Genomic DNA, 17,172 nt, shown 5'->3' with positions numbered 1-17,172 from the left:
CCATCAACGACCCAGGATACCCAGCCCGGACTCAGGTGCGGGGCTTCTCCGCTGCGCCACGCTGGCCGGTCCGCCGATTGGTGGACACCCCGACACGCAAGGACCAGCGGTCGAGCGACCGCCGGACCTCAGCGCGTGGGGACCAGGCGTGCGACGGCTTCCAGGTGGTGCGTGTGCGGGAACAGGTCGAAGGCCCGCAGTGCTTCGAGCCGGTAGCCGAGGTCGGCGAACGTCGCGACGTCGCGGGCCAGCGCCACCGGGTCGCACGCCACGTAGACGACCTGCTCCGGCTGGAGCGCGGCGATCTGCACGACCACGTCACGACCGGCACCGGCGCGGGGCGGGTCGAGCACGATCGTGCCGGCGCGGAAGCGGTCCTTCTCGGCGCGCGAGGCGTTCGCCACGGTGTTCGTCAGCCAGCGGTCGACGCGGCCGGTCTCGGCGCGGGCGCCGAGCCACTCCGACAGGTTCTCCTGCGCGTGCTCGGTGGCACGGGCGGCGCTCTCGACGCTCGTGATGCGCGCCTTCGGGCCGACCAGGTCACCGAGGGCGGCGGCGAGCAGGCCGACACCGCCGTACAGGTCCAGGTGGGTGCCCTCGGGGTCGAGGCGATCGCGGTCGACCAGGTCCTGCACGGCCTCGGTGAGCACGGTCGCCGCGGCACGGTGCACCTGCCAGAACCCGTTGTCGTCGACCTGGAACGTGCGCTCCCCCACGACCTCGGTCACCACGGTGGGCTTCTGGTCGTCGATGACGAGCCGCGCGCCCTCGGAGCCGCTCGGTGCGAGGACGTCGATGACCGAGGACCCCGGCAGCGCACCACGGCCGAGCGGGGCGCTCTGCTGCACGACGGCGGTCGCGAGCGGCAGGCCGGTCACCTGGATGACGGAGTGGGAGCGGGCCGCGAACGGGCCGGCGGTGCCCTGCTCGTCGACGTGCAGCCGGACGCGCGTGCGCCAGCCGAGGCCGTTCGCCGCGTCGTCGCCGGGCGCGGCCTCGACGACGACGTCGTGGCCGAGCACCTCGGCGAGGTCCATCCGCGCGAACCGCGCGAACGAGTCGACGAGGACGTCGTGCTTCAGCGTGCGCTGGTGTGCGAGGGCGATGTGCCCGAACTCGGCACCACCCGGGCGCGTCTCGGGGTCACGCTCGAGCGCGGCCTCGGGCCAGACGTGGTCGACGCGGTGCTCGCTCGGCGTGATGACGCTGACCGTGTCGGCGCGCCAGAACGACTTCTTGCGGTCCTCGGTCACCCGGGCGACGACGCGCTCCCCGGGGATCGCGTCCGAGACGAAGACCACCCGTCCTTCGTGCCGTGCCACCGAGATGCCGCCGTGGGCGATCCCGGTGACGTCGAGTTCGAGCAGCGTGCCGACGGATTCACCCATGATGAGATGGTCCCATGCGTCTGTACCTCGCGAGTACATCCCCCGCCCGCCGAGCACTCCTCGCCCAGTCCGGGATCGAACCCGTGCTCGTGTCCCCCGGGGTCGACGAGGACGCCGTCGGTGCCGCAGCCGCGGCATCGCTCGGCCGTGACCTGACCGGTCCGGAGCTCGTCTCGCTCCTCGCCGTCGCGAAGGCGTCCGCGGTCGCCGACTCCGCGGTCGCCGGGTCACCGGTCGACGGCGTGGTGTTCGGCGGCGACTCCGCGTTCGAGGTCGACGGGCAGCTGTACGGCAAGCCGCACGACCCCGCGGTCGCCCGGGAGCGCTGGCGGCAGATGCTCGCCGCCGGCGGCGGGACCCTGTGGAGCGGACACTGCGTGATCGATCGACGACGCGACGACCGGCACCGGGACCCGGAACCGGCCACGGGACGGCCTGGAGGCGCGGCACCGGCCCGCACCGTGCCTCCCGTCCGGTCCCTGGTCACGTCCACCGCCGGCGTCCCGCAGCTGGGTGCCGTCGCGCCCGGCGGGTCGGCGCTGGCCGCCGCCGGCGACCGCGTGGTCGCGGTCGACAGCGCCGTGCTGACCTTCGCCGACGACGTGTCCGTCGACGAGATCGACGCGTACGTCGCGACGGGCGAGCCGCTCGAGGTGGCGGGTGCGTTCACCATCGACGGTCGGGCCGCGGCGTACATCACGCGGATCGACGGGGCACCGTCCGCCGTGATCGGGATGTCGCTGCCGGTGCTGCGGTCGATGCTCCTCCGGGGCTTCGGCATCGCCTGGCACGACCTGTGGGCACTGTAGACATTCGCACCTCTTCCGGGTGGTTCTTTGTGGGTGCCAGTCAAAACGCACTCCCGCCGCACGAATACGCTGCTGTGTCATGCCCCGTATCAGCAAGGTCCTCATCGCGAACCGCGGCGAGATCGCCGTCCGCATCATCCGCGCGGCCCGCGACGCGGGCAAGGCATCGGTCGCTGTCTACGCCGACCAGGACCGCGATGCCCTGCACGCCCGCCTCGCCGACGAGGCCTACGCGCTGAACGGCACCACGAGCGCCGACACGTACCTCGTCATCGACAAGATCATCTCGGTCGCCCGCCGCTCCGGTGCGGACGCCGTGCACCCGGGCTACGGGTTCCTCGCCGAGAACGCCGACTTCGCCCGCGCCGTCATCGACGCCGGGCTCGTCTGGATCGGCCCGTCGCCGGAGTCGATCGAGCGCCTCGGCGACAAGGTCTCCGCGCGCCACGTCGCCGAGAAGGTCGGCGCACCGCTCGCCCCCGGCACCATCGAGCCCGTGCAGGACGTCTCCGAGGTCTTCGACTTCGTCGACCAGGTCGGTCTGCCCGTCGCGATCAAGGCGGCGTTCGGCGGTGGCGGTCGTGGTCTGAAGGTCGTCCGCGACCGCGCCTCGGTCGAGGAGCTCTTCGAGTCCGCCACGCGTGAGGCGATCGCCGCGTTCGGTCGGGGCGAGTGCTTCGTCGAGAAGTACCTGGACAAGCCGCGCCACGTCGAGACCCAGTGCCTGGCGGACGAGCACGGCAACGTCGTCGTGGTCTCCACCCGCGACTGCTCGCTGCAGCGTCGCCACCAGAAGCTCGTCGAGGAAGCCCCTGCGCCCTACCTGACGTCCGAGCAGCAGACCGCCCTGTACGAGTCGTCGAAGGCGATCCTGCGCGAGGTCGGCTACGTCGGTGCCGGCACCTGCGAGTTCCTCATCGGTGCCGACGGCACGGTGTCGTTCCTCGAGGTGAACACCCGCCTGCAGGTCGAGCACTGCGTCTCCGAGGAGGTCACCGGCATCGACCTGGTGCGCGAGCAGTTCCGCATCGCCGAGGGTGGCGTGCTCGACTACTCGGACCCCACGCCGCGGGGACACTCGTTCGAGTTCCGCATCAACGGCGAGGACCCGGGTCGCAACTTCTTCCCCGCGCCCGGCCCCGTGCACGCGTTCAACGCACCGTCCGGCCCCGGCGTCCGTGTCGACTCGGGTGTCGTCTCCGGTGACGTCGTGTCCGGGTCGTTCGACTCGATGCTCGCGAAGCTGATCGTCACCGGCGCCACCCGTGCCGAGGCGCTGGAGCGTTCGCGTCGTGCACTCGCCGAGTTCGAGGTCACCGGCCTGCCGACCGTGCTCCCCTTCCACCGTGCCGTGGTGTCGGACCCGGCGTTCGCGACGGACGACTCCTCGCCGTTCAGCATCTACACGCAGTGGATCGAGACCGACTTCGTGAACGACATCCCGGCGTGGAGCGGCTCCCCCGAGGAACTGCCGGCCCCGGCTGCGCGCGACAGCGTCGTGGTCGAGGTGCAGGGCAAACGCATCGAGGTCACCATGCCGTCGATCGTCGGTGGCGGTGCTGCCGGCGGTGTCGCCGGTCGTCGTCCGGCCGGCCCCACCGCTCCCCCGAAGCGCCGCTCGTCGGCCGTCCGCGGGGGCCTGGCGAAGTCCGGGTCGTCCGTCGCGTCGCCGATGCAGGCCACCGTGGTGAAGCTCGCGGTCGCCGAGGGTGACACCGTGGTGAAGGGCGACCTGCTCGTCGTGCTCGAGGCCATGAAGATGGAGCAGCCCGTGCAGGCCCACAAGGACGGCGTCGTCACCGGGCTGAACGCCCCGGTCGGCCAGACGGTCTCGTCCGGTCACGTGCTGCTCGAGCTCGCGTAGCGCGGGGGTTCTTGCTCTCCCCCGGAACCAGGTTCCGGACACAGCACCGTGCATCTACACGGTGCTGTGTCCGTTCCCCGGTGCGTCACCACGTCGGTGTCGTGCGGCTCGCCAGTGGGACCGGGAGTCCGGACCTCCGGAGCGTGAACGGAGCATCCCCGCCGGGCAGAACCTCGCGCCAGATCAGCCTCGCGACACCGCGGACCCCCGGGACTGCACGCACCGCGTCTTCTCGGAACTTCTCCGCAATCACCACTTCTTCTGCCGTCCGCGCGCCCCGAACCTCGCCGGCCCGGTACTTGACGAGTCCGTCGAACTCCACGACCACCCCCTGCTCCGGAAACCAGAAGTCGACCCGTGCGATGCATCGGCCGTCGACGGAGAACTCGTGTTGCAGCTCCGGCCGTGGCAACCCGAGATCGTGCATCACCAACAGCGCGAGGCTCTCTCCGGCGGACTCGATCCGACCGTCCGCGAGCTCGAGGAGCGCTCGGACCCGCTGGACACCGCGGCGTGTCGGTCGCGACTCGAGTTCGGCCAGCAGGTCGTGACGGTCGCCCCCTCGTCGGAGCACCGCGTCGAGGATGACCAGGGCATGGCCCCGGTCGGATCGGAGCGCAACGTCGATGGCCGTGGTCACCAGGTCCGTCGTCTCGACCCCGTCGATGAGCACGGTTGCCACGTCTCGACCACGTGCCGGCACCTTGTCGCTGAACCGCAGGCGCTGCGCGCGGTCGCGCGTGGGGTCGGTGAGGGCCACGCGATCCGGGAGTGGCCCGAACCAGGGCAGCTCGTGCATCACGACGGCCGACGCGTGCGACACGATCAGCCCCGGACGGGAGGCAGCGAGGACGGCATCGATCCGAGCACGGTGACGAGCCGCTTCCGACGCATCCCGGAACGCCTGGGCGGGGGTCGAAACGCCGTGGCCGATGCGGAGGAACTCGCCCCGCTCCGTTCTGCGCCGCATGCTGCGAGCCGTTGCGCTGTCCACCGGAGTCGTCATGAGCGTGAGGCGTTCCATCGGGACAGCGTGGCGTCCCGGCGGCCGCTCACGGCACGATGAGCCGGTCGCTGTGGAGAACCAGCCGACCCGTTGCCATTGTGGAGCGGTACCGGGCTTACGCGACACTGCGGAATGGACACAGCACCGCGAAGATGCGCGGTGCTGTGTCCGGAACCTGGTTCGGGCGGACCGCGCCCTACGACACCAGGGGGCGCACCGACTCGGCGAGGGCGTCGACCAGGCGCTGGGCCTCGGCGGCGGTGTCCGCGACGGTGTCGATGTAGACCTTCACCTTGGGCTCGGTCCCGCTCGGGCGGACGATCACCCGGGCGTCGCCGGACAGGTCGTAGCGCAGGATGTCCGAGGGCGGGAAGCCCGCCACCCCGTCGGCGTAGTCCGTCACCGTGTGCACGTCGAGCCCGCCGAGCGTCGACGGCGGCGTGGACCGGAGCGACGCCATGATCTCGCCGATGCGCGACAGGTCGTCGACGCGGGTCGCGACCTGCCCCGATGCGAACGCGCCGAACTCGGCGGCGAAGGCCTCGAGGTGGTCGGCGATGGTCGAGCCCGATGCGGCGAGCTCGTCGGCGAGGGACAGCAGTTCGAGCGCAGCCGAGATGCCGTCCTTGTCGCGCACGACCGACGGGTCGACCAGGTAGCCCAGGGCCTCTTCGTAGCCGAACAGCAGCTCGGGCACCCGCGAGACCCACTTGAAGCCGGTCAGGGTGTCGCGGTACTCCAGCCCGTGGCGCGCAGCCACCCGGGCCAACGCCGGCGACGAGACGATCGACGCGGCGAGCGTGCCGGTCGCGCCCGACTCGGACGCCCGTGCAGCGGCACGCCACCCGAGCAGCCAGCCGACCTCGTTGCCTGACAGCCGACGGTACGACGGCGCACCGGCGTCCGAGGCCGTCGGGATCGCGAGTGCGAGCCGGTCGGCGTCGGGGTCGTTCGCGATCACCAGATCGGCGCCGACGGCGAGACCACGGGCGATCGCCAGGTCCATCGCACCCGGCTCCTCGGGGTTCGGGAACGACACCGTCGGGAACGCACCGTCCGGATCGATCTGCTCCGGCACGACCGCCGGCTCGGCGAACCCGGCCGCGGCGAACACCGCGCGAGCGGTCTCCCACCCGACGCCGTGCATGGCCGTGTAGACGACCTTCGGCTGCTCGTCGACCCCGAGTGCCGGAGCGGGCACGATCGCGGCCGTGGCGGCCACGTAGGCGTCGACCAGGGCCGACGTCGCGACGGTGTAGTCCGTGCCGCGCGGCAGGTCGGTGACTGAGCCCGCGGCCACGGCGTCGATGGCGGCCGCGATCTCACCGTCGACGGGCGGCACGATCTGCGAGCCGTCGTCGTCCTGACCGAGGTAGACCTTGTACCCGTTGTCCCGCGGCGGGTTGTGGCTCGCGGTGACCATGACGCCGGCACCGACGTCCAGGTGCCGGACGGCGAACGCGAGCACCGGCGTCGGCAGGGCCGAGGGCAGCAGGGTGACCTCGAGCCCGAGGCCGCGCATGACCTCGGCCGAGTCACGTGCGAAGACGTCCGAGTTCACCCGGCCGTCGTACCCGATCACGACGCTGCGCGAGCGCCCGGTGTCGATGAGGAACCGTACGAGCCCCGCAGCGGCCTGGGTCACGACGACCCGGTTCATGCGCAGCGGGCCCCAGCCGAGCTCCGCGCGGAGTCCGGCGGTGCCGAACTGCAGCCGGCCGTCGAACCGCTCGGCGAGCGCCCGGACAGCGGGACCGTCACCCTCGGCCGCCGCGTCGATCGCCGCGGCCAGCTCGTCACGGGTCTCCGGGTCGGGGTCCTGCGCCAGCCACGCCCGCGCGGTGCCGAGCACCTGGTCGAGGTCGAGCTTCACGACGCCGGCTGCCCGAGTGCGGCGACCACGCGTGCGAGCAGGTCGGCGATCACCGGCTCGGCCTGCTTGCCGGCCTCGAGCACCTCGGTGTGCGACAGCGGGGTCTTCTGGATGCCCGCGGCGAGGTTCGTGATGAGCGAGAACCCGAGGACCTCCATGCCGGCCTGACGGGCCGCGATGGCCTCGAGCGCCGTGGACATGCCGACGATGTGCCCGCCGATGGTCTTCGCCATCTGGACCTCGGCCGGGGTCTCGTAGTGCGGGCCGCGGAACTGCGTGTACACGCCCTCGTCGAGCGACGGGTCGACCGTCCGGGCCAGCTCGCGCAGCCGCGCCGAGTACAGGTCGGTCAGGTCGATGAACGTCGCGCCCTCGAGCGGGCTGTCCGCGGTCAGGTTGATGTGGTCGCTGATGAGCACCGGTGTGCCCGGGGTCCAGTGCTCCTTGATGCCACCGGCGCCGTTGGTCAGCACCATGATCGAGGCACCGGTCGCAGCGGCCGTGCGGACGCTGTGCACGACCCGACGGACTCCGTGGCCCTCGTAGTAGTGGGTGCGGGCACCGATGACGAGCGCGTGGCGGCCGTCGGCGAGCCGGATCGACCGGATGGTGCCGGAGTGGCCGGGGACGGCCGAGGCGCTGAACCCGGGGACCTGCTCGGCCGGGATCTCGGACACGGTCTCACCGATGATGTCGGCGGCCTTGCCCCAGCCCGACCCGAGGGTCAGGGCGATGTCGTGCCGCTCGATGCCGGACTGTTCGGCGATGACGGCGGCGGCGGCCCGCGCGACCTCGAACGGGTCGGCAGCGGGGTCGTTCAGCGGGTTCTCGGTGCTCATGCCCCAACTCTAAAGGGCGGACGCCCGCCGCAGCGCCCGCCGCAGCAGCCGCCGCAGCAGCCGCCGCAGCGGCCGCCACCGCACCCGCCTCAGTGCTCTCCGAGCGCCCGGTCCACAGCCGCCGTGATCTCACCCTGGTCGAAGTGGTTCGCGATGACGATGACCTCGGCGTAGGTGTCACCGATCGCCTCGACGAACTCCTGACTCGTCAGGATCACGTTGGCGTCGTCGGAGACGTCGCGCACCGAGGCGACGTCCGCCGCGACGACCGACGCCGACAGCCCGAGGGCGTCGAGCGCCTTCTCGGCGTTCACCTTGAGGATGCCGCTCGAGCCGATGCCGGCGCCGCAGATGGTCACGATCTTCACGCGGAGACCCCCATGATCGCGCGGACCTCGTCCGCGGTGGTCGCCGCCGCGATCCGTCCGGTGACGGTGGCGTCGTTGAACAGGTTCGCGATCTCGCCGATCGACTCCAGGTGGGTGCCCACCTCGGCCACCGCGAGCCCGAGCACCACACGGACGGGGTCGTTGTGCGGGTGGCCGAACGCCACCGGCGTCGCGAGCGTCACGATCGCGAGTGCGTCCCGCACGACGGCGCCACCCGGCCGGGCGTGCGCGAATGCGAGCCCCGGCGAGATGACGATGTACGGCCCGTGCTCCTCGACCATGCCGATCATGGCGTCGGTGTACTCGTCGGTGGTGGCGCCCGAGGCGACCAGCGCACCGCCGACCAGGCGCATCGCGTCACGCCACGCGGGCGCGTCCGCACCGAGGAGGACGGCGGTGTCCGGCAGCGGTGGCAGTCCCATGCGTCAGGCCTCCTGGTACCCGGCCGTGATGGTGGCGATGATCTCCTCGCGGTCCTCGAGCGGCAGGAACGACCCGAGCGCGGCGTTGATCTGGAACGCCGCCAGGTCGTCGAGGTCGTACCCGAACGTGCCGGCGAGCAGTGCGAGCTCCTTCGACAGCGAGGTCCCGCTCATCAGGCGGTTGTCGGTGTTCACCGTGACCCGGAAGCCGAGCTGGTAGAGCACGTCGAACGGGTGGTCGGCGAGGTCGTCGCCCCACGCGGCGATCGCCCCGGTCTGCAGGTTGGACGACGGCGAGACCTCGAGCGGGATCTCGCGGTCACGGACCCACGAGGCGACCTCGCCCAGGGAGGCCAGCGTCGAGCCGTCCCCGGCGTCGGACAGGGCGACGTCCTCGAAGATGCGGACGCCGTGCCCGAGGCGGAGCGCCCGGCCGTCGACCAGCGCGGACCGGATGGAGGCGAGCCCGTCGGCCTCGCCCGCGTGCACGGTGACGGGGAACAGTTCGGACGCCAGGTAGTCGAAGGCGGCGCGGTGGTTCGAGGCGGGGAACCCGGCTTCGGCACCGGCGATGTCGAAGCCGACGACCCCGGCGTCACGGTGGCGGACGGCGAGCTCCGCGATCTCGAGCGACCGGTCGGCGTGCCGCATCGCAGTGACGAGCTGGCCGACGCGGATGCGCCCACCGGCGGCGTCGACGGCTTCCTCGATGCCGGCCTGCATGGCCTCCACCGTCTGGTCGAGGGTCAGCCCGCCCTGCAGGTGCTGCTCCGGCGCCCAGCGGACCTCGCCGTAGACGACGCCGTCGGCGACCAGGTCCTCGACGAACTCGCGGGCGATCCGGGTGAGCTGCGGCGCGGTCTGCATCACCGACGTGGTGACGTCGAACGTCTTCAGGTACTCGACCAGGGAGCCGGAGTTCGACTGGTCGGCGAACCACTGCCCGAGCTCGGCCGGGTCGGTGGTGGGGAGCGACACACCCGCCGAGGCCGCGAGCTCGATGATGGTCGCGGGACGCAGGCCGCCGTCGAGGTGGTCGTGCAGCGAGACCTTCGGCAGGTCGTTGATGACCGCCCCGGCGTCGGGCAGGCGGTAGGTCGGGGCGTCGGCGCTCATGCCCCCAGGCTATCGGTGGTCACCGCCGCCGCGCAGGCACCTGTGCACAACCCACGACGGAAGACACTGGAGGCTCCCCACAGGTGTGCAGGGAGCCTCCGGTCGGTCGGGTGGCCCGGTTCAGGACCCGATGCGCTCGCGCACGATCGGCCCGCGTGCCGCGGCAGCGGAGCCCTCCGGGCCGATGGTCCACGCGCCCTCGAGCGACTCCAGCGCACGCGGGATCCGCGACGCGTCGTCGGAGTGCAGCGTCCAGAGCGGCTGGCCCTCGGTCACGGTGTCCCCCGGCTTGACGTGGAGCTCGATGCCCGCACCGGCCTGCACCGGGTCCTGCGCGCGGGCACGACCGGCCCCGAGCCGCCAGGCCGAGACGCCGAACGGCAGCGCGTCCTGCTGGGTGAGGACCCCCGACGTCGGAGCGGTGACGACGTGCTGTTCGCGGGCGACGGGCAGCGCGGCGGACGGGTCCCCGCCCTGCGCCTCGATCATCCGACGCCAGGTGTCCATGGCGCGGCCGTCCGCGAGCGCCGCGGCCGGGTCGGCATCGGGCAGTCCGGCCAGCGTGAGCATCTCGGTCGCGAGCGCCACGGTCAGCTCGACGACGTCGGCGGGACCGCCGCCGGCGAGCACCTCGACCGACTCCCGCACCTCGAGCGCGTTGCCGATCGTCAGCCCCAGCGGGACCTCCATGTCGGTCAGCAGCGCCGAGGTCGCGACCCCGGCGTCGTTGCCGAGGTCGACCATGGTCTGCGCGAGCTCCCGGGACGCCTCGTACGTCGGCATGAACGCGCCGGACCCGAACTTGACGTCGAGCACGAGCGCCCCGGTGCCTTCGGCGATCTTCTTCGACATGATGCTCGACGCGATGAGCGGGATGCACTCGACCGTGCCGGTGATGTCGCGGAGCGCGTAGAGCTTCTTGTCCGCGGGTGCCAGGCCGGACCCGGCGGCGCAGATGACCGCGCCGACGTCCTGCAGCACCTGCATCATGCGGTCGTTCGAGATGGACGCCTGCCACCCGGGGATCGACTCGAGCTTGTCGAGCGTGCCGCCGGTGTGCCCGAGTCCGCGACCGGACAGCTGCGGCACGGCGACGCCGAACGACGCCACCAGGGGTGCGAGCGGCAGCGTGATCTTGTCGCCGACGCCACCGGTGGAGTGCTTGTCGACCGTCGTCTTGCCGAGCGACGAGAACGACATCCGCTCCCCCGACGCGATCATCGCGAGCGTGAGGTCCTTGATCTCACGCCGCTCCATCCCGTTCAGGAAGATCGCCATCGCCATCGCGGCCATCTGCGGGTCCTCGACGTAGCCGCGGGTGTACGCGTCGACGAGCCAGTCCACCTCGGCGGTGCTGAGGGCCCCGCCGGAGCGCTTCGTACGGATGAGGTCGACGGTGTCGAACGGCTCGACGGCCATGTGGATCAGTGCTCCTGCTGGTAGGTGGCGAGGGTCCGCGGCCCGAAGGCGTCCGGCAGGACCTCGTCGATGGTGCGGATGCCGGAGAGCGTCTCGAGGAGCATGCCCTCGGTCGAGTGCTCGAACAGCAGCTGGCGGCAGCGGCCGCACGGCATCAGGGTCGCCCCGTCGCCGTCGACGCACGTGAACGCGACGAGCTTGCCGCCGCCGGTCATGTGCAGCTGCGACACGAGGGAGCACTCCGCGCAGAGCGTCACCCCGTAGCTCGCGTTCTCGATGTTGCAGCCGGAGACGATCCGGCCGTCGTCGGTGAGCGCCGCGGCGCCCACCGGGAACGACGAGTACGGCGCGTAGGCGCGCCGCATCGCGGCCGTGGCGGCGTCCCGCAGGACGCCCCAGTCCACGTCGTCGGCCGGGAGGCCCGTGGCGGCGTCCGTCGGGTCGGTGGCGGTGACCGCCTGGTCACCTGCAGCGTGTGCGTCGGTCATGTGTCGTGCCTCCAGGCCGTCAGCTCTTGATGTAGGGCTTGCCGGACGCGGCGGGGCCGCGCGACTGCCCGACCAGGCCGGCCACGGCGAAGATCGTCACCACGTACGGCAGCATCAGCAGGAACTCGCTCGGCACGGGCGAGCCGACCGCGCTGAGCGTGTTCTGCAGGTTCGACGCGAAGCCGAACAGCAGGGCGGCGAGCGTGGCCTTGATCGGGTCCCAGCGGCCGAAGATGACGGCGGCCAGGGCGATGTAGCCCGCGCCCGCGGTCATGTCCTTCGTGAACCCGCCGGTGGCGTCGAGCGTGAAGTACGCACCGCCGAGGCCCGCGATCGCACCGGCGAGGGAGACGTTCCAGAACCGGGTGCTCGTGACGTTGATGCCCACCGTGTCGGCGGCCTGCGGGTGCTCGCCGACGGCGCGGAGTCGCAGACCCCAACGGGTCTTGAACAGGCCGAAGGTGACGACCGCGACGGCGACGTAGGCCAGGTAGACGACGACCGACTGCTCGAAGAAGATCGGTCCGATGATCGGGATCTGGTGGAGCACCGGGACCTCGAACTTCGGGAACCGGATGCCGATGTTGAGCGTCTGCTGGTTCGGGGACAGCACCTGCGAGTACAGGAAGCCGGTCAGGCCCGAGATGAAGGCGTTGATGACGACACCGACGATGACCTGGTCGACCAGGTACTTGATGCTGAACGCCGCGAGGACGAACGACACGAGCACACCCGCGACGAGGGCACCGACGAGGCCGACCCAGGGCGACCCGGTGAGCGAGGCGATGAGCGCCGAGGTGAACGCACCGGCGAGGAACTGACCCTCGATCGCGATGTTCACCACGCCGACCCGCTCGGAGATGACGCCGCCGAGTGCACCGAAGACGAGCGGGACCGCGAGGCCGAGCGCACCGAAGAGCATGCCGGGGATGGTGATCGAGTCGCCGGCGACCGCCCATGCGAGGAAACCGACCACGAAGACGATCGCGAACACCGATGTCACCCAGAGCGGCACACGACGGGAGGCACGGGTCTCGACGATCGCGTACACCGTGGCGAGCGCGAGCAGCACGGTGACGACGATCCCGGTGGCCGTCGCCGGCAGCGGGAGGTTCGGCAGCGCGAAGAAGTCGCCCTTCGAGGCCAGGCGGAGCGTCGCCGTTCCGGGACGGTGTCCGAAGCCGAACAGCACGAGCGCGAGCAGCGTGAACACGCCGTACCCGATCGGGAGCTTCCAGCTGCGGGTCGTCTCGACCGGGCGGTCGTCCAGGGGCATGCGCGGCGCGGCCGCGGTGGGGCTGAGGGTGCTCATGCGGCGACCGCCTTCTTGCTGTTCTTGCTCGTCTTCGTGCGCTTGCGTGCACCCGGCTGCGGGATCCGGAAGATCGCGCGGACGAGCGGCGGCGCCGCGATGAAGAGGACGATGAGTGCCTGGATGACGCCGACGATGTCGATCGGGATGCCGTTGGCGGCCTGCATGGCGTAGCCACCGTTCTTCAGGACGCCGAACAGGATCGCCGCCCAGAACACGCCCCACGGCTTCGAACGGCCGAGCAGGGCCACGGTGATGGCGTCGAAGCCGATGCCGGCGTCGATGCCCGAGGTGAAGCCCGTGGTGACGGCGCCCTGCACCTGGTAGGCACCGGCGATGCCGACCAGTGCACCGGAGATGACCATGACCCAGATGGTCAGCGACGGGACGCTCATGCCGGCCACACGGGCGGCACGGGGGTTCTCACCGATGGTGCGGAACCGGAAGCCGAGCGACGACTTGTTGACGAGCCACCAGACGACGACGACCGCGATGATCGCGACGATGAACCCGAGGTCCACGCCGTACCGCACACCGAAGAGCTGCGGCAGGAGCGCGCTGTCCTTCGTGGCGGGCGAGATCGGGTTGCTGCTGCCCGGGGCCTGCAGCAGGCCCGGGGTGCGGAGCAGGTAGCTGACCAGGTAGAGCGCGACGTAGTTGAGCATGATCGTGACGACCACCTCGTTCGCACCCGTCCGGGCCTTGAGCACCCCGACGATGCCGCCCCAGACCGCGCCGCCGACGATGCCGGCGAGGATCGTGAGCGGGATGTGGATCGCGGCGGGCCCGTCGAACGAGAACCCGACCCACCCGGCGGCAGCGGCCCCCATCAGGATCTGGCCCTGGCCGCCGATGTTGAACAGTCCGGCGCGGAAGGACAGCGCGATCCCGAGCCCGGCGGCGATGAGCGGCACCGAGTAGTCGACGGAGCGCGTGAGCGGCCCGATCGCCTGCTGGAAGGAGTCCGCGCCGAAGTTGAACACCGAGCCCTGGAACAGCGAGGCGTAGGCGCCGCCGACCGCGGTGCCGATCGCCTGGAGCATGTCGGTGGGGCGGGCGAAGAAGTAGCCGGCCGTGGCACGGACGTTCTCGTCCGTCACCGCGATGAGGATGCCGCACGCGACCAGCGCGAGGACGACGGCGAGCACCGTGACGAGCACGGAGCCGTTCAGGATCCCCTGCAGGGCGGCGTGCCAGCGGTCGCCACCGGCACCGTTGCGGCGCTCGGTGTCCTCCGCCGAGTCCGTCATCAGGTGCGGGGTCGACTCGACCTCCTGCAGACGGTCGTCGGTGAGCGGGGCGTCCGCGGTGCCGTGCGCAGCCGGGGTCGGCTGCTGCGTGTTGTCTGGTTCCTGCGCGGTCACGCGGCCAGCTCCGTTCCTTCGGGGAGTTCCCCGGCCATCATGAGGCCGAGGACGTCGCGGGGGGTGGTCGCGGGGACGATGCCGACGATGCCGCCGCGGTACATCACGGCGATCCGGTCGGCCAGGGCCACGACCTCGTCGAGCTCGGTGGAGACGACGATGACCGGCACACCGGTGTCGCGGGTGGCGACGATGCGCTTGTGGACGAACTCGATCGAGCCGACGTCGATGCCGCGGGTGGGCTGCGCGGCGACGAACAGCCGCAGCTCGCGGCTCAGTTCGCGCGCCAGGACGATCTTCTGCTGGTTGCCACCGGACAGCCGACCGGCCGCGGTGGTGCGACCCGGCGTCCGGATGTCGAACTCGGCGATCTTCTCGTCGGCGAAGGCGTCACGCTCGGCCGAGCGGATCGTGCCGGCGCGGACGAACTCGGCGTGGTCGGCCCGGTCCAGCATCAGGTTCTCGGCGATCGTGAACTCACCGACCAGGCCGTCCTCCTTGCGGTCCTCGGGGACGAAGCCGACGCCCGCGTCGAGCACCTGCTTGACGCTCCGCCCGGTGAGTTCCTTGCCGTCGAGGGTGATGCGGCCGGCGTGGGCGGGCTCGAGGCCGATGATCGCCTCGGTGAGCTCGGTCTGCCCGTTGCCCTGCACCCCGGCGATCGCCAGGACCTCGCCGCGGCGCACCGTGAAGGAGACGTCGTCGACGAGCACGATGCCGGACGGGTCGGTCACGGTCAGGTTCTCGACGACCAGGGCGTCCGCGCCACCGGTCGCGGGAGCCTTGTCGACCACGAGCGAGACGGCACGGCCGACCATCAGCGCGGCCAACTCGTTGTTCGTGGCGGTCGGCGATGCCTCGCCGACGACCTTGCCGAGGCGGATCACCGTGATGCGGTCGGCGACCTCGCGCACCTCGCGGAGCTTGTGGGTGATGAAGACGATCGCGGTGCCGGCTTCGCGGAGCTGGCGCATGATGCCCATCAGCTCGTCGGTCTCCTGCGGGGTGAGGACGGCCGTCGGCTCGTCGAACACCAGCACGGAGGCGTCGCGGGACAGCGCCTTGATGATCTCGACGCGCTGCTGCACACCGACGGGCAGGTCCTCGACCTTGGCGTCGGGGTCGACGTCGAACCCGAAGCGGTCGGAGATCTCCTGCACGCGCTTGCGGGCACCGGCCAGGTCGAGCCGCCCGCCGAAGGTGGTCTGCTCCTGCCCCAGCATGACGTTCTCGGCGACGGTGAACACGGGCACGAGCATGAAGTGCTGGTGCACCATGCCGATGCCGGCGCGCATGGCGTCACCGGGGCCGTCGAAGTCCTGCACCACGTCGTCGAGCAGGATCTCGCCCTCGTCGGCGTCGTACAGGCCGTACAGGACGTTCATCAGGGTGGACTTGCCGGCGCCGTTCTCACCCAGGAGGCAGTGGACCTCACCCGGCTCGACGGTGAGCGAGATGTGGTCGTTGGCGACCAGGGCGCCGAACCGCTTGGTGATGCCGCGGAGTTCGAGCTTCATGTTCGGGAGTCTATTTCTGTCTCGCGCGCGCCACGCGGGCGCACGGTGTCGCGTGCAGCCCGCGGATGCACGATGTGGTGTGCGCCGCCGGGCGCACGATGTGGTGTGCGCCACCCGGGCGCACGAGAACGCGGGCGAGGGATGCTCCCCCGCCCGCGTTCATCGGGTCAGGACTGGGTCTTGACCTTGATCGAGCCGTCGATGATGCCGGCCTTCACGTCGTCGAGCTCGCCCTGCAGGCCCTTGTCGACCTTGGACTCGAAGTCGTGGAACGGCGCGATGCCGACGCCGTCGTTCTCGAGGGTGCCCACGTACGGGTCCTTCGAGAACTTGTCGTCAGCCGCCTGCTCGACGACGTCCTTCACGGCCGGGCGCATGCCCTTCTCGACCGAGGTGAAGGCGATGTCCTTGTAGCGGGGGTCGGCCTCGTAGAGGTCGCTGTCCGCACCGATCAGGACGGAGCCGTTGTCGGCGTCCTTGATGGCCTCGGCAGCGGACTGGTAGATCGGGCCACCGACGGGGAGGATCACGTCGGCGTCCTGGTCGAGGAGCGTCTGCGCGACCGACTTGGCCTGCGTGCCGGCCTCGAAGCCACCGGTGAAGGAGCCCTTGCCGGTGTCGACGTTCCAGCCGACGACCTTGACGTCCTTGTCCTTCTGCTCGTTGTAGTACTTCACGCCGTCCGCGAAGCCGTCCATGAAGATGGTGACGGTCGGGATCTGCATGCCACCGAAGGTGCCGACGACGCCGGTCTTCGAGTAGGACGCCGCCGCGTAGCCGGCGAGGAACGCCGCCTGCGAGGTGTCGAACGTGATCGGCTTGACGTTCTTCGCGTCGATCGAGTTGTCGTCGATGATCGCGAAGTCGGTGTCGGGGTTCGCAGCGGCCTGCTTCTTCGTGGCGTCGGCCAGGTTGAAGCCGACGGTCACGACGAGGTTGCAGTTCTGGCCGATGAGCTGCTCGATGTTCGAGTCGTAGACGGTGGCGTCCTTCGACTCGGCCTCCTTGTAGGTGGCACCGAGGTCCTTGGCGGCGTCCTTCATGCCCTCGTAGCCGAGCTGGTTGAACGACTTGTCGTCGAACCCACCGGCGTCGGAGACCATGCAGGGGCGGAAGTCGGTCTTCTTCGCCGAGTCGGTGGTGGACGGCGCCGAGGCGCAGCCGGCCAGGACGGCGACGGTGCCGGCGAGCGCGAGGCCGCTGAGGACGACCTGTCGGGTACGAGATGTCACGGGTTGGTTCCTCCGGGGAGCGTGCCCGGACCACGTGCGTTCCGGGCGATCGTGGCGACAGTACACGACCGTCGGGTCGGTACAGGACCCGTTGCGGGGGTCCTGCGGATCGGTTACGGGATCGCGACCCCGCC

Annotated in this window: 15 protein-coding genes; 2 read left to right on the top strand and 13 right to left on the bottom strand. The window is 71.0% G+C overall.

The window, feature by feature from the left end; genetic code table 11:
* Positions 1–128: 128 nt before the first annotated feature.
* Positions 129–1,388, bottom strand: a complete 1,260-nt coding sequence (locus DEJ09_RS08215; protein WP_111088160.1) for a class I SAM-dependent RNA methyltransferase — start codon at positions 1,386–1,388, stop codon at positions 129–131.
* Between the two features lie 14 nt (positions 1,389–1,402).
* Between DEJ09_RS08215 and DEJ09_RS08210 the strand changes: the two genes are divergently transcribed.
* Both DEJ09_RS08210 and DEJ09_RS08205 read left to right on the top strand, forming a co-directional pair.
* Entirely contained in the window at positions 1,403–2,197 is a 795-nt protein-coding gene (locus DEJ09_RS08210; protein WP_111088159.1) for a nucleoside triphosphate pyrophosphatase, read from the top strand.
* A 79-nt stretch (positions 2,198–2,276) separates the two neighbouring features.
* On the top strand, positions 2,277–4,061 hold the full coding sequence (locus tag DEJ09_RS08205; RefSeq protein ID WP_111088158.1) for a biotin carboxylase N-terminal domain-containing protein: 1,785 nt from the start codon (positions 2,277–2,279) through the stop codon (positions 4,059–4,061).
* 85 nt (positions 4,062–4,146) lie between these two features.
* Here the strand turns inward: DEJ09_RS08205 and DEJ09_RS08200 are convergent, their stop codons facing one another.
* The 12 genes from DEJ09_RS08200 to DEJ09_RS08145 form a co-directional block, all read right to left on the bottom strand.
* On the bottom strand, positions 4,147–4,821 hold the full coding sequence (locus DEJ09_RS08200; protein ID WP_146245694.1) for a hypothetical protein: 675 nt from the start codon (positions 4,819–4,821) through the stop codon (positions 4,147–4,149).
* Between the two features lie 442 nt (positions 4,822–5,263).
* A complete protein-coding gene (locus DEJ09_RS08195; RefSeq protein ID WP_111088156.1) occupies positions 5,264–6,940 on the bottom strand; it encodes a phospho-sugar mutase in 1,677 nt (558 codons plus the stop codon).
* Entirely contained in the window at positions 6,937–7,779 is an 843-nt protein-coding gene (locus tag DEJ09_RS08190) for a purine-nucleoside phosphorylase (RefSeq protein WP_111031934.1), read from the bottom strand. Before DEJ09_RS08190 ends, DEJ09_RS08195 begins: the two co-directional genes overlap by 4 nt.
* 89 nt (positions 7,780–7,868) lie before the next feature.
* Positions 7,869–8,147, bottom strand: coding sequence for a PTS sugar transporter subunit IIB (locus DEJ09_RS08185; RefSeq protein ID WP_027466460.1), 279 nt, complete (start codon positions 8,145–8,147; stop codon positions 7,869–7,871).
* On the bottom strand, positions 8,144–8,590 hold the full coding sequence (locus DEJ09_RS08180; RefSeq protein ID WP_111088155.1) for a PTS sugar transporter subunit IIA: 447 nt from the start codon (positions 8,588–8,590) through the stop codon (positions 8,144–8,146). The genes DEJ09_RS08185 and DEJ09_RS08180 overlap by 4 nt, the downstream gene beginning before the upstream one ends.
* A gap of 3 nt (positions 8,591–8,593) precedes the next feature.
* Positions 8,594–9,706 carry an adenosine deaminase gene (locus DEJ09_RS08175; protein ID WP_111088154.1) on the bottom strand — a complete coding sequence of 371 codons (1,113 nt, stop codon included), beginning with the start codon at positions 9,704–9,706 and terminating at the stop codon, positions 8,594–8,596.
* 120 nt (positions 9,707–9,826) lie between these two features.
* On the bottom strand, positions 9,827–11,125 hold the full coding sequence (locus DEJ09_RS08170; protein WP_111088153.1) for a thymidine phosphorylase: 1,299 nt from the start codon (positions 11,123–11,125) through the stop codon (positions 9,827–9,829).
* Between the two features lie 5 nt (positions 11,126–11,130).
* The gene (locus tag DEJ09_RS08165) at positions 11,131–11,613 is read right to left on the bottom strand and encodes a cytidine deaminase (RefSeq protein WP_111088152.1); all 483 of its coding nucleotides are present in this window, start codon (positions 11,611–11,613) and stop codon (positions 11,131–11,133) included.
* A 19-nt stretch (positions 11,614–11,632) separates the two neighbouring features.
* Complete coding sequence (locus DEJ09_RS08160) at positions 11,633–12,925, bottom strand: ABC transporter permease (protein ID WP_084741425.1); 1,293 nt, start codon at positions 12,923–12,925, stop codon at positions 11,633–11,635.
* Positions 12,922–14,289, bottom strand: a complete 1,368-nt coding sequence (locus DEJ09_RS08155; protein ID WP_181433308.1) for an ABC transporter permease — start codon at positions 14,287–14,289, stop codon at positions 12,922–12,924. The genes DEJ09_RS08160 and DEJ09_RS08155 overlap by 4 nt, the downstream gene beginning before the upstream one ends.
* Positions 14,286–15,806, bottom strand: a complete 1,521-nt coding sequence (locus DEJ09_RS08150) for an ABC transporter ATP-binding protein (RefSeq protein WP_111046840.1) — start codon at positions 15,804–15,806, stop codon at positions 14,286–14,288. Before DEJ09_RS08150 ends, DEJ09_RS08155 begins: the two co-directional genes overlap by 4 nt.
* A 167-nt stretch (positions 15,807–15,973) precedes the next feature.
* On the bottom strand, positions 15,974–17,038 hold the full coding sequence (locus DEJ09_RS08145) for a BMP family protein (RefSeq protein ID WP_027466452.1): 1,065 nt from the start codon (positions 17,036–17,038) through the stop codon (positions 15,974–15,976).
* Positions 17,039–17,172 lie beyond the last annotated feature (134 nt).

It is taken from the genome of Curtobacterium sp. MCLR17_055, from assembly GCF_003234305.1.
GTDB lineage: Bacteria > Actinomycetota > Actinomycetes > Actinomycetales > Microbacteriaceae > Curtobacterium > Curtobacterium flaccumfaciens.
Note: the sequence above shows the minus strand (reverse complement) of the source record. Positions and strands in the feature narration are given on the sequence as shown.

Coding starts and splice junctions, on each gene's coding strand:
- DEJ09_RS08160 (WP_084741425.1), bottom strand. CDS start 12,925: ATGAGCACCCTCAGCCCCACCGCGGCCGCGCCGCGCATGCCCCTGGAC.
- DEJ09_RS08165 (WP_111088152.1), bottom strand. CDS start 11,613: ATGACCGACGCACACGCTGCAGGTGACCAGGCGGTCACCGCCACCGAC.
- DEJ09_RS08150 (WP_111046840.1), bottom strand. CDS start 15,806: ATGAAGCTCGAACTCCGCGGCATCACCAAGCGGTTCGGCGCCCTGGTC.
- DEJ09_RS08180 (WP_111088155.1), bottom strand. CDS start 8,590: ATGGGACTGCCACCGCTGCCGGACACCGCCGTCCTCCTCGGTGCGGAC.
- DEJ09_RS08175 (WP_111088154.1), bottom strand. CDS start 9,706: ATGAGCGCCGACGCCCCGACCTACCGCCTGCCCGACGCCGGGGCGGTC.
- DEJ09_RS08205 (WP_111088158.1), top strand. CDS start 2,277: ATGCCCCGTATCAGCAAGGTCCTCATCGCGAACCGCGGCGAGATCGCC.
- DEJ09_RS08170 (WP_111088153.1), bottom strand. CDS start 11,125: ATGGCCGTCGAGCCGTTCGACACCGTCGACCTCATCCGTACGAAGCGC.
- DEJ09_RS08210 (WP_111088159.1), top strand. CDS start 1,403: ATGCGTCTGTACCTCGCGAGTACATCCCCCGCCCGCCGAGCACTCCTC.
- DEJ09_RS08190 (WP_111031934.1), bottom strand. CDS start 7,779: ATGAGCACCGAGAACCCGCTGAACGACCCCGCTGCCGACCCGTTCGAG.
- DEJ09_RS08215 (WP_111088160.1), bottom strand. CDS start 1,388: ATGGGTGAATCCGTCGGCACGCTGCTCGAACTCGACGTCACCGGGATC.